The 11,360-nt window shown below is 70.3% G+C and carries 10 protein-coding genes; 8 read left to right on the top strand and 2 right to left on the bottom strand.

Features of this window, described 5'->3' with window-relative positions:
* The first annotated feature begins 98 nt into the window (after nt 1-98).
* On the top strand, nt 99-833 hold the full coding sequence (locus MRBLMI12_RS11215; RefSeq protein WP_363356550.1) for a TetR/AcrR family transcriptional regulator: 735 nt from the start codon (nt 99-101) through the stop codon (nt 831-833).
* A gap of 352 nt (nt 834-1,185) precedes the next feature.
* Here the strand turns inward: MRBLMI12_RS11215 and MRBLMI12_RS11220 are convergent, their stop codons facing one another.
* A complete protein-coding gene (locus tag MRBLMI12_RS11220) occupies nt 1,186-1,773 on the bottom strand; it encodes a substrate-binding domain-containing protein (protein ID WP_363356551.1) in 588 nt (195 codons plus the stop codon).
* Between MRBLMI12_RS11220 and MRBLMI12_RS11225 the strand changes: the two genes are divergently transcribed.
* Nucleotides 1,671-2,471 carry an SDR family NAD(P)-dependent oxidoreductase gene (locus tag MRBLMI12_RS11225; RefSeq protein WP_363356552.1) on the top strand — a complete coding sequence of 267 codons (801 nt, stop codon included), beginning with the start codon at nt 1,671-1,673 and terminating at the stop codon, nt 2,469-2,471. The two genes, MRBLMI12_RS11220 and MRBLMI12_RS11225, sit on opposite strands and share 103 nt — an antisense overlap.
* A gap of 2 nt (nt 2,472-2,473) precedes the next feature.
* Here MRBLMI12_RS11225 and MRBLMI12_RS11230 read toward each other — a convergent pair whose 3' ends face one another.
* A complete protein-coding gene (locus MRBLMI12_RS11230) occupies nt 2,474-3,325 on the bottom strand; it encodes an SMP-30/gluconolactonase/LRE family protein (RefSeq protein WP_363356553.1) in 852 nt (283 codons plus the stop codon).
* A 132-nt stretch (nt 3,326-3,457) separates the two neighbouring features.
* On the opposite strand from MRBLMI12_RS11230, the gene MRBLMI12_RS11235 reads away from it, so the two are divergent.
* The 6 genes from MRBLMI12_RS11235 to MRBLMI12_RS11260 are packed head-to-tail and all read left to right on the top strand — an operon-like array spanning nt 3,458 to nt 11,294.
* Nucleotides 3,458-5,797, top strand: coding sequence for a glycoside hydrolase family 3 N-terminal domain-containing protein (locus MRBLMI12_RS11235; protein WP_363356554.1), 2,340 nt, complete (start codon nt 3,458-3,460; stop codon nt 5,795-5,797).
* Nucleotides 5,794-6,780: a sugar phosphate isomerase/epimerase family protein gene (locus MRBLMI12_RS11240; RefSeq protein ID WP_363356555.1), complete on the top strand. Its 987-nt coding sequence runs from the start codon at nt 5,794-5,796 to the stop codon at nt 6,778-6,780. Before MRBLMI12_RS11235 ends, MRBLMI12_RS11240 begins: the two co-directional genes overlap by 4 nt.
* Entirely contained in the window at nt 6,777-8,489 is a 1,713-nt protein-coding gene (locus MRBLMI12_RS11245) for a dihydroxyacetone kinase family protein (protein WP_363356557.1), read from the top strand. Before MRBLMI12_RS11240 ends, MRBLMI12_RS11245 begins: the two co-directional genes overlap by 4 nt.
* On the top strand, nt 8,486-9,007 hold the full coding sequence (locus MRBLMI12_RS11250) for a ribose-5-phosphate isomerase (RefSeq protein WP_363356558.1): 522 nt from the start codon (nt 8,486-8,488) through the stop codon (nt 9,005-9,007). Before MRBLMI12_RS11245 ends, MRBLMI12_RS11250 begins: the two co-directional genes overlap by 4 nt.
* On the top strand, nt 9,004-10,020 hold the full coding sequence (locus MRBLMI12_RS11255; protein WP_363356559.1) for a 3-hydroxyacyl-CoA dehydrogenase family protein: 1,017 nt from the start codon (nt 9,004-9,006) through the stop codon (nt 10,018-10,020). Before MRBLMI12_RS11250 ends, MRBLMI12_RS11255 begins: the two co-directional genes overlap by 4 nt.
* Entirely contained in the window at nt 10,017-11,294 is a 1,278-nt protein-coding gene (locus MRBLMI12_RS11260; protein WP_363356560.1) for a D-arabinono-1,4-lactone oxidase, read from the top strand. The genes MRBLMI12_RS11255 and MRBLMI12_RS11260 overlap by 4 nt, the downstream gene beginning before the upstream one ends.
* Nucleotides 11,295-11,360 lie beyond the last annotated feature (66 nt).

Raw genomic sequence — 11,360 nt, forward strand, 5'->3', positions numbered from 1 at the left:
TTCGCTTCTTCCTTTACCTAACAGTGTTAGGTTCTAAGCAAGGTTTACCATACACTGTTAGATGGAGTCAATGCGTAGCGCGAAAGGGGTCCCCAGGAATGAGCATCGCGGAGGAAGTCAGGCCGGCAACGGTGAGCGTGTCGGGGCGCGCGCCGGTCACTCGCGACCGGATTCTGCAGGCTGCGATCGCTCTCGCCGACCGCGGTGGGCTCGAGTCGCTGAGTATGCGCAAACTGGCCGCCGACCTCCAGATCGAGGCCGCTTCGCTGTACTACCACGTGAGGAACAAGGGCGATCTTCTCGATGGGATGGCCGACGTCGTGTTCGGCGAGATGGGGCGCCCCTCCCCGGGCGAAGAGTGGAAGGCGGCGTTGGCCAAGCGAGCGGCATCGACTCGAGAAGTGCTCGTGCGGCACCCATGGGCGATACCGATCATCGATTCACGCACCACCCCAGGTGCCGCCACACTGCGGTATCTCGAGGACGCCATTGCCTTCCTCCGTGAGGCCGGGTTCTCGATCGCGATGGCCGCCCACGTGCTCTCGGTGCTGGACAGTTATGTGCGGGGATTCGCGATGCAAGAGGTCTCACTCCCGCTCGACCCGGGCGGCAGCATCGAGGCAGCGACCGAGAGCATCCTGGAGCAGCAGCCCATGATGTCGAACGCGTACCCGCATCTCGCCGAGATGGCCGGTGCACTCATCCTCCAACCGGGCTACGCCTACGGGAACGAGTTCTCGTTCGGCCTTGGCCTCATCCTCGACGGACTCGAATCAGCCCGCGCATCGGATCGCGACGTATCGGCCACGCAGCGAGACAGCGACGCTGGATGACGTACGCGGCGCCGGCGAGAGCGACCCCTCAGAGGGCAGGACGCCCGGACAGCGTGCGCCCGTCGGACCCAAAGACCGGGCTCGATCTGGCCCATTCCTTTTGGATCCGTCCCGTTCGTTCCCGGATGTGGGCGCGGCCGTGGTCAGGGCTTTTCTTGCTGAGCACGTCCTTTTCGACCACGCTCCCTGGAGTGGGGGACGCGGCTATGGACCGCGTGGCCGGCGCAGCCGGGGCACTGGACTTCGTGCGTCGTCTCGCGGCGATCATGCCGCCGTCCGCTGCCTCCGACGCGACCTCTCCGTCCGGCAGCTGATTCCGGCCCGGACGGCCGATCTGCCGCCAACCTCCATGTCATTTCCGGGGCGGCGCAGTCGATTCGCGGACGACGAGCTCTGATGCGAGCTGGACGCGCGAGTTGGCGACGCCGTGTCCGCGCGAGATCGCGATCGCCATACGCGTCGCCTCTGTCGCCATGCCCTCGAGCGGCTGCCGCATCGTGGTGAGCTGCGGGGTCACCCACTGGCACAGCTCCACGTCGTCGAATCCGACGACCGAGAGGTCGTGGGGGATACTGAGGCCCCGGGCCCGCGCGGCCTGGTAGACGCCGTAGGCCTGCTCGTCCGATCCGCTGATGATGGCGGTCGGCGACGCGTCGAGGTCGAGCAGCTCGCCGCCGCGCGCGACGCCGCCGTCGACGAGAGAGTCGCCGACCCGGACCAAGTCGGGATCTTGCTGGATGCCCGCACGGCCCAGAGCGGAGAAGTATCCGTCGAGACGGTCCTGGTGGCACGCCTGGTCGATCGGTCCGGTGACGAACCCTATCCGGCGGTGGCCCAGTGACAGCAAATGCTCGGTGGCGTCCCTGCCGGCATCCCAGTCCGTTGCCGACACGTTCGGGAACGACTCGGTGTCGACGCCCAGCGGGTCGATCATCACCACCGGCACTTCCAGGCGGGAGAAGAGCTCCTTGGCGGGGCGAGATCGTCCATCAGCTGATCGAGCAGGGAGCCGAGGTCGCGTTCCTGGATCTGGATGCCGGCGATTCCAGCCCTGGGGACGCCCGCTTCATCCGGTGCGACGTGCGCGACATCGCCGCGCTCCAGGGGGTGGTGCAGCAGGTGGCGGAAGAGCTCGGCACGATCGACATCCTGGTCAACAACGCCGCGCGGGACGACCGCATCCGCTTCGACGAGGTCGACGTCGCGCGGTGGGACGAGCAGATCGACGTCAACGTGCGCCACCACTTCTTCGCGACCCAGGCCGTCGCGCCGTTCATGCGCCGTGCCGGGGGCGGCTCGATCATCACCATGGGATCCATCAGCGCGCACATCGACCTGCGGGACCTCGCGGGATTCGTCACCGCGAAGGCCGGGATCGAGGGTCTGACCCGCACTCTCGCCCGCGAGCTCGGACGCGATCGGATCCGCGTGAACTGCGTGATCCCCGGCTGGATCATGACGGAGCGGCAGCTGCGCGACTGGGTCACGCCCGAGGCGGAGGGGCTGATCGAGGCGAGCCAGGCGCTGCCCGAGAAGCTGGTCCCTGCGGATGTCGCCAGGCTCGTGCTGTGGCTCGCCGCAGACGACTCCCGCCTCTGCACCGGGCAGCGGTGGATCGTCGACGGCGGCTGGATGTGAGCTCAGCCGCCGAAGGCGTGCACCGGCGCGCCGGTGAACTCGGTCTCGACCGCGAACAGCCCGCCCGCCTCGGGCTCGGGGTCGGCAAGGCCCTGGCGGGACGTCGTGATGTAGAGGGTGCGGCGGTCGGCGCCCCCGAACGCGCACGACGTCACGTTCGCCGTGGGCAGCGGGATCGTGAGGTCGAGTGCGCCCGTCGCGGTGTATCTGCGGACGCCGCCGCCGCCCCACATCGCGACCCAGACGCCGCCGTCCTCGTCGATCGACATGCCATCCGGCATACCGCCCGTGCCGCTGAACCGGACGAACGGGCGGCGCTCGCCGAACCGTCCGGCCCCGAGATCGAAGTCGTACGCCCAGATCACTCCGTCGCGTGTGTCAGCGTGCAGGGCGACATCGCCGGCCGCAGTCCAGACCAGTCCGTTCGGGATCGTCACGCGCTCCCGCACCACGCGCACCGACAGGTCGGGGTCGAGCCGGTACACCCGCCCGCCGTCCAGCCGGGTGTCGTACGCCATGCTCCCGCAGTAGAAGCGGCCGGCGGCGTCGCACGCGCCCTCGTTCATGCGGATGTCCGCGTCCGAGAAGACGGCGATCTCGCGGTCGATCGAGAGATGGTCGTCGGTCAGCGCGAAGCCGCGCTCAGTCGCCACAACGTACCCGCCGGCCCTGCGCGCGCGGATCACCGCGGTCACCTCCGAGAGGTGCGAACGACGCAGCGCGGTTCCGTCCCAGGTCATCACGTCGCCGCGAAGCATGTCGACGAACCGGATGCTGCCGGTCGCGGCATCCCAGAACGCCCCTTCGCCGTGGAACACCCCGGCCGTGTCGCTCGACACCAGCTCCGGCTTCATGCAGTCCTCCCCGCGTCGTCCATCGCACGTCGCGCGGAGCCCCAGGAGCCGGGACTTGGCAACGTTGTACAACGACGCTACCCTGAACTGCAGAATTGTTGTTACAGAGAACAAATGCGCGGAAGGTCGAGGATGACACAGCCGACGGACGTCGTGGCCGCACGCGTGTGGGCAGAACCCACCGCCGACATCGACACCCGGGTCGAGGCACTGCTGGCGGAGATGACGGATGCCGAGAAGCTCGCGCAACTCGGAAGCTACTGGGCCGACAAGCGGGACTCGACCCAGATCATCGCCCCCATGCAGGACGTGCTCTCGAAGGGCCGCCCGCCGTTCGACGAGGCGACCGCCGAGGGCATCGGTCATCTGACCCGCGTGTTCGGCACGACGCCGGTGAGCGCCCGTGACGGCATGGCGAAGGTGCACGAGTCGCAGCAGCACCTCATCACGAGCACGCGTCTCGGCATCCCGGCGATCGTGCACGAGGAGTGCCTGACCGGCTTCACGACGCTCGGGGCGACGGTCTATCCGGCCTCGATGGCGTGGGCGGCGACGTTCGATGCCCCGCTCGTGCGCGAGATGGCCCACGCGATCGGCTCCGACATGGCCGCGGTCGGCGTGCACCACGGTCTCTCGCCGGTGCTCGACGTCGTCACGGACTACCGCTGGGGGCGCGTCGAAGAGACGCTCGGCGAAGACCCGTACGTCGTCGCGACCCTGGCCACCGCATATGTCGAGGGACTCCAGGGCGCCGGCGTCATCGCCACCCTCAAGCACTTCGCCGGCCACGCCACCTCGCGCGGCGGTCGCAACCATGCCCCGGTCGCGATGGGAGAGCGGGAACTCCGCGACCTCGTGCTGCCGCCGTTCGAGATGGCGGTGCGCATGGGCGGCGCGAAGAGCGTGATGAATTCGTACACCGAGCTCGACCGGGTTCCCGCGGCGGCCGATCGGTGGCTCCTCACCGACCTGCTGCGCGGCGAGTGGGGCTTCGGCGGCACTGTCGTGTCGGATTACTGGGCGGTCGCGTTCCTCAAGTCCAAGCACGGCGTGGCCGGGACGATGGCGGATGCCGGGCGCCTGGCGCTGCACGCGGGCATCGACGTCGAGCTGCCCGACATCGCGGCCTACCGCCTCCTCGCCGAGGCCGACCCCGACCCGGCGCGCACGCGGGACGACATCGACACCGCGGTGCGGCGGGTGCTGCGGCAGAAGATCGAGGTGGGCCTGCTCGACGACGGCTGGACTCCGACGGAGCCCGCCGACGTGGACCTCGACAGCGCACGCAACAGGCAGATCGCCCGCCGCCTCGCCGAGGAGTCGATCGTCCTCCTCGACAACCGCCGCGGCATCCTTCCCCTCGCCGAAGACACGCGGCGCATCGCCGTGATCGGGCCGTGCGCGGACGACCCCCGCGCGATGATGGGCGCGTACTCCTACCCGATCCACGTGATGCCGCGTCATCCCGAGCTGGGCCTCGGCATCGACGCGACGACCATCCCCGACGCACTGCGCGCGGCGCTTCCCGGTGCGGAGGTCGTCGTCGAGCAGGGGTGTCCGCTCATCGAGCATGCGCATGAGCGGCAGATCGCGCACGCGGTCGTGGCCGCAGCAGCCAGCGACGTCGTCGTCGCCGTCGTGGGCGATCGCGCGGGGATGTTCGGCAAGGGCACGTCGGGGGAGGGATCCGACGCCCCGACCCTCGACCTGCCCGGCGACCAGGGCCGCCTCGTCGACGCGCTCCTCGCGACCGGGAAGCCCCTCGTGCTGCTCGTGCTGTCGGGTCGCCCGTACGCGCTCGGCGCGTACACCCAGCGGGTCGCGGCGATCGTGCAGTCGTTCATGCCGGGTGTCGAGGGTGCGGCGGCCATCGCGGGCGTCCTCACGGGTGCGGTCAACCCCAGCGGGCACCTGCCGGTGCAGATCCCGCGCACCAACGGGGCGCTGCCGCACACCTACCTCGCCCCACCGCTCGGCCAGGACGGCGATCGCATCAGCAACCTGTCGATCGCGCCTGCCTTCCCGTTCGGGCACGGTCTGTCGTACACGACGTTCGAGCTCGGCGACGTGTCGCTCGACAGCGACGAGATCGCGAACGACGGCACCGTCCGAGCGACGGTGAGGATCGCCAACACGGGTGACCGTGCCGGAGCCACCGTCGTTCAGCTGTATAGCGCAGACCCGGTCGCTCAGGTGACGCGGCCCGTGCAGCAGCTGGTCGGGTTCGCCCGCGTCTCGCTGGAAGCGGGTGCCGCGGCATCCGTCACGTTCGCACTGCACGCCGACCGGTTCTCGTTCGCCGGACTCGAGCGCCGGCGCATCGTCGAACCGGGCCTGGTGAACCTCACCGCGGGCCTCTCACTCGCCGACGTGACCACCCCTGCCGCCCTGACGATCACCGGTCTTGTGCGTGCCGTTGAAGACCCGGTGCTCGTGACCGGCGTCGAGATCACCGAGGAGGATGCCGCGTGACCGGCCTCACCGCCGACGACTGGCCGATCGCGGCCGCCGCCCTGCCCTTCGCCGGCCGCACGCCCGACGGGCGCACGATCGCGGCCGCCGGACCCGAGGAATGGGAGCGCACCCTGACCGAGATCGCCGACGCGGGCTTCGACCGCGTCGACCTCACCGACTCATGGCTGCGCGTCGCCGACCTGGACGAACCGGGTCTGCGCGATCTCACCGCCGTCGCGTCCGATGCGGGAGTCGTGCCGACGTCGATCTCGGCGATCCGCTGCAGCGTCATCGACCACGCCCACGGCGCCGAGAACCTCGCGTACAGCCACAGGACGCTGGATGCCGCGGCCGCCCTCGGCATCGAGACCGTGTCGTTCGGCCTGCACCAGGCGCTGACGCCGCAGCAGCAGGAGCAGCTGTGGTTCTGGACGGTCAAAGGCCACCACGACGACCCCGCCGACTGGGACCTCGCGGTCAGCAGACTGCAGGAGCTGGGCCGCCACGCGGCCGAGCTCGGCATCCTGGTCTCGCTCGAGATGTACGAGGACACGTTCCTCGGAACCGCCGACTCGGCCGTGCGCCTCGTCGAAGGCATCGGCTTGGACAATGTCGGGCTGAACCCCGACATCGGCAATCTCGTGCGACTGCACCAGCCGATCGAGCCCTGGTGGCAGCTCGTCGAGAAGACGCTCCCGTACGCCAACTTCTGGCACGTGAAGAACTACGCGCGCGATGAAGACACCGCGCGCGGCGAGTACTTCGCGGTGCCGGCGCCCATGCAGTACGGGCTGATCGACTACCGCCGCGCATTCCGGTACGCGATCGAGCACGGGTTCCAGGGCGTCATCTGCGTCGAGAACTACGGCGGCGACGGGCTGAGCGTGTGCGCCGACAACCGCGATTACCTCCGCCGGCACGTGCTGCCCAAGCGCGAAGGCTACGCGCTCGGGACCAGCAGGGTGCGCCAGCCTCGCCACGCGCAGGGCGGTTCACGATGACCCGCATCGCGAACGACCCCGCCGATTTCGTGTCCCAGGCCCTCGCCGGATTCGTCGCCGCACACGGCGATCTCGTTCGCGCCGTGGATGGCGGCGTGGTGCGTGCCGTTCCCGCAGCCCGCGGGTCGGTCGCCCTCGTCGTCGGCGGCGGCTCGGGACACTACCCGGCGTTCGCCGGCGTGGTAGGTGTCGGCATGGCTGCCGGGGCGGTATGCGGCAACATCTTCACGTCGCCGTCGGCGGGGCAGGCGTATCGAGTCGCGAAGGCGGCGCATCGCGGCGGAGGAGTCCTGTTCAGCTTCGGCAACTACGCCGGTGACGTGCTGCACTTCGGCGAGGCCGAGGCGCGCTTGCGCGACGAGGGCATCGATGCCCGCACGGTGCTGTGCACCGACGACATCGCGAGCGCACCGCTCGACGAGATCGATCGGCGCCGCGGCATCGCCGGCGACTTCGTCGTCTTCAAGATCGCCGGCGCTGCGGCCGAGCGCGGCGACTCGATCGACGAGGTCGAACGCCTCGCGCGGCTCGCGAACCACCGCACGCGGACCCTCGGCGTCGCGTTCGGCGGCTGCACCTTCCCGGGAGCCGGCGAGCCGCTGTTCACCGTCCCCGACGGCATGATGTCGATCGGCCTCGGCATCCACGGCGAACCCGGCATTCGCGACGTGCCGCGCACCGACTCCGCCACGCTCGCCGCGACGCTCGTCGGCGCGCTCCTCGCCGACGTGCCCGACCAGCACGGCGATCGCGTCGCTGTGATCGTCAACGGCCTGGGCACCGTGAAGTATGAGGAGCTCTTCGTGCTCTACGGCGATGTCGCCGCACTGCTCGAGGCCGCGGGTGTCACCGTCGTGCAGCCCGAGGTCGGCGAGCTCGTGACGAGTCTCGACATGGCCGGGGCATCCGTCACCCTCTTCTGGCTCGACGACGAGCTCGAGCCACTGTGGGCGGCGCCCGCGTATACGCCCGCCTACCGTAAGGGCTCGGTCGAGGTCGCGGCCGCAACGGACGCCGGCGACGAGGTGTTCGAGGCAGGCGAGGCCGAGCAGCTGCCCGAAGCGTCGGAGTGGTCGAAAACGGCGGCCACCCTGGCGCTCGGATACCTCGACGCGGCACGCGCGACCCTCCACGAGCACGAGGCGGAGCTCGGCCGCATCGACGCGATCGCGGGCGACGGCGACCACGGCGTCGGCATGCGCACCGGCATCGACGCGGCCGGCGAGGCGGCGGACCCCGACGCCGGGTTGCGCGCGATGCTCGCCGCCGCCGGCGATGCATGGAGCGAGCGCGCGGGCGGCACCTCCGGCGCGCTGTGGGGCTCGATTCTCGTCGCGGTCGGGAGGGCTCTCGACCGCGAGGGCGCCGACCCGTGTACCGCTGTGGCCGATGCCGCGCGGGCCGCGCTCGACGCGGTGACCTCGCGCGGCGGCGCGCGCGTGGGCGACAAGACAATGGTCGACGCGCTCGATCCCTTCGTCCGGACCCTCGACGAGCGCCTCGCCGCCGGCGATGCGCTCCCCGATGCGCTCGACGCGGCCGCCCGCGCCGCGACCGACGCGGCCGCTGCCACCTCTGCGTTGCGGCCGGCCCTCGGCCGCGCCCGTCCGCTGGCCGAGAAGAGCCTCGGACACCCCGATGCCGGCGCCACGTCGTTGGCGCTGATCGCCACGGCGATCTCCGAAACCACGCGAAAGGAAGCTCGATGACCGACCCCCTGCGCATCGTCGTCGGAAGCGACGATGCGGGCTACGAGTACAAGACGGCGCTGAAGGCCCTGCTGGAGGCCGACCCGCGGGTCGCTGCGGTCTCCGACGTCGGGGTCCGCGGCGACGAGCACACCGACTATCCGCACGTCGCCGTCGAAGCCGCGCGACGTGTGGCTGCGGGCGACGCCGACCGGGCGCTGCTCGTCTGCGGCACGGGGCTCGGGGTGGCGATCTCGGCCAACAAGGTCCCCGGCATCCGTGCCGTCACCGCGCACGACAGCTACTCCGTGGAGCGCTCGGTGCTGAGCAACAACGCCCAGGTGCTCACGATGGGGCAGCGCGTCATCGGCCTCGAGCTGGCCAAGCGGCTCGTCTCGGAGTGGCTCGGCTACCGGTTCGACCCCGCGTCTTCGTCGGCGTCGAAGGTCGCCGCCATCGAGTCGTACGACCGCGGCGCAGCCGACCAGAACGCCGCGGAACACCAGACCCCTGACCAGAACACGGAGGCAAGCTCATGACCCGGATCGCCGTCGTCGGCAGTGGCTACATGGGTGGCGGCATGGCGCAGGTCTTCGCGCTGGCCGGCCACGATGTCGTGATCTCGGACGTCACCGCCGAGATCGCCGCCTCCAACCTGGAGCGCATCCGCATCGAGACCTCCGAGTTCGAAGAGCAGGCACTCTTCCCCGCGGGCGCGACCGAGCTGATCACTGCCAATATCTCGGCGGCGGAGAGCATCGAGGATGCGGTGGCGGATGCCGAGTTCATCGAAGAGGCGGTGCCCGAGCGGATCGAGATCAAGCACGCGACGCTGCGTCGCATCTCGCGTGCGAATCCGACTGCGGTCATCGGCAGCAACACCTCGACCATCTCGATCACCAAGCTCGCCGAGGCCGTCGAGAATCCCGAGCGTTTCCTCGGCGTGCATTTCTCGAATCCGGCGCCGTTCGTGCCCGGCGTGGAGCTCATCCCGCACCCCACGACCGCCGAGAGCGCGATCGTCGCCACCGAAGTACTCGTCGCCGGCAGCGGCAAGATCGGCGCCCGCGTGAGGGACGCGACCGGATTCGTGCTGAACCGGCTGCAGTACGCGCTCTTCCACGAAGCCACGCAGCTCGTCGACGAAGGGGTCGCGACACCGGAAGACATCGACGCGATCGTGCGTTCGACCTTCGGCTTCCGCCTGCCGTTCTTTGGCCCGTTCGCGATCGCCGACATGGCCGGGCTCGACGTCTACGCCTTCTGCTACGCCTCGCTGCAGGGCGACTTCCCCGAGCGCTTCGCGACCCCGGCCATCCTCTCGGAGCGCATCGAGCGCGGCGAGCTGGGCACGAAGACCGGCGGCGGCTTCCGCGCCATCGACCCGGAACGCATCCCCGAGCTGGTCGCCTACCGCAACCGGGCCTACGCCAAGATGACGGAGCTCCTCGACGAGCTCGGTCCCTCGCCGTTCGACGCGCCGGCCGCGGCGTCCGGCCAGGAACCCGCCGCGGCGCCCGCTTCCGAGCCGGTCGCGGAGCCTTCGCGATGAGCATCGCCGGGCCGACGGCGGCCATGACGCGCAACTGGGCCTCCAACGTGGTCTACGGCGCGGCGAACGTCGTCGCGCCCGGCTCTCTCGGTGAGCTCGCCGACGTGCTGGGCTCGGCCGGGCGCGTCAAGGCGCTCGGCAGCCGCCACTGCTTCAATACGATCGCCGACACCGACGGCGTCCACATCGTCTCGAGCGCCCTTCCCGCCGAGATGAGCATCGACAGCGGGCGCCGCGTCGTCCGGGCGTCGGCGGGAATGCGGTACGGCGATGTCGCCCCCGCGTTGCACCGTGAGGGGTGGGCGCTGGCGAATCTCGCATCGCTGCCGCACATCTCGCTCGCCGGCGCGGTCGCGACCGGAACCCACGGCTCGGGCGATGCGGTGGGCTCCCTCGCGTCCGCCGTCGCGGGCGTGGAGCTCATGACCGCGGATGGCGAGCTGCGCACATACCGACGCGGCGACGCCGACTTCGAGGGCGTCATCGTCTCGCTCGGGGCGCTCGGCATCGTCACCGCGCTCGAGCTCGATCTCGTCCCCGCCTTCGAGGTCGCGCAGACGGTGTACGAGCGTCTGCCGCTGGATGCGGTGCTCGACGATCTCGACGCCGTCACCGGCCTCGGCTACAGCGTGTCGATGTTCCACACCTGGCGCGATCCCGAGATCGTCGACCAGCTGTGGGTGAAGCGTCGCGCAGACGCGCCCGGCGGCCCGCCCGAGCGCGTGCTGGGTGCGGCGAAGGCCTCGGGCAAGAGGCATCCGCTCCCCGACGTCTCGGCCGAGAGCTGCACCGACCAGCTCGGCGAGCCGGGGGAGTGGTATGCCCGGCTGCCGCACTTCAAGCTCGAGTTCACGCCGTCCAACGGCGAGGAACTGCAGTCGGAGTTCCTCGTGCCTCGGCGCAACGCCGTCGCGGCGATCGCGACCATGCGCGACCTCGCCGGTCCCGTGGCGCCGCTGCTGCAGGTGTGTGAGCTGCGCACCGTCGCGCGCGACGACCTGTGGCTGTCGCCGGCGTACGGCACCGACGTGCTCGGCATCCACTTCACCTGGAAGCCCGATCAGCCGGGCGTCGAGCTACTGCTGCCGCTCATCGAACAGGCCCTCGAGCCGCTCGACGCGCGCCCGCACTGGGGCAAGCTGTTCACGCTCCATGGTGCAGAGGAGCGGATGCCGCGGCTCTATCCGCGCTGGAATGACTTCGTCGCGCTGCGCGAGCGCCTCGATCCGCGGGGGGTGTTCCGAAACGACTACCTGACGCAGCTCGGGCTCTGAGCCTCGCGCCCCCGTCGCCCCCCGTGATGTGGGGCCGATGGGCGAGGCCGTCCGTGAACGTTCCGT

Origin of the sequence: Microbacterium sp. LMI12-1-1.1, assembly GCF_040676455.1 — a bacterium.
Classification (GTDB): domain Bacteria; phylum Actinomycetota; class Actinomycetes; order Actinomycetales; family Microbacteriaceae; genus Microbacterium.

Excerpts from the sequence above, each read along its gene's own strand:
- MRBLMI12_RS11215 (WP_363356550.1), top strand. The coding sequence starts at position 99 with ATGAGCATCGCGGAGGAAGTCAGGCCGGCAACGGTGAGCGTGTCGGGG.
- MRBLMI12_RS11230 (WP_363356553.1), bottom strand. The coding sequence starts at position 3,325 with ATGAAGCCGGAGCTGGTGTCGAGCGACACGGCCGGGGTGTTCCACGGC.
- MRBLMI12_RS11235 (WP_363356554.1), top strand. The coding sequence starts at position 3,458 with ATGACACAGCCGACGGACGTCGTGGCCGCACGCGTGTGGGCAGAACCC.
- MRBLMI12_RS11245 (WP_363356557.1), top strand. The coding sequence starts at position 6,777 with ATGACCCGCATCGCGAACGACCCCGCCGATTTCGTGTCCCAGGCCCTC.
- MRBLMI12_RS11250 (WP_363356558.1), top strand. The coding sequence starts at position 8,486 with ATGACCGACCCCCTGCGCATCGTCGTCGGAAGCGACGATGCGGGCTAC.
- MRBLMI12_RS11255 (WP_363356559.1), top strand. The coding sequence starts at position 9,004 with ATGACCCGGATCGCCGTCGTCGGCAGTGGCTACATGGGTGGCGGCATG.
- MRBLMI12_RS11260 (WP_363356560.1), top strand. The coding sequence starts at position 10,017 with ATGAGCATCGCCGGGCCGACGGCGGCCATGACGCGCAACTGGGCCTCC.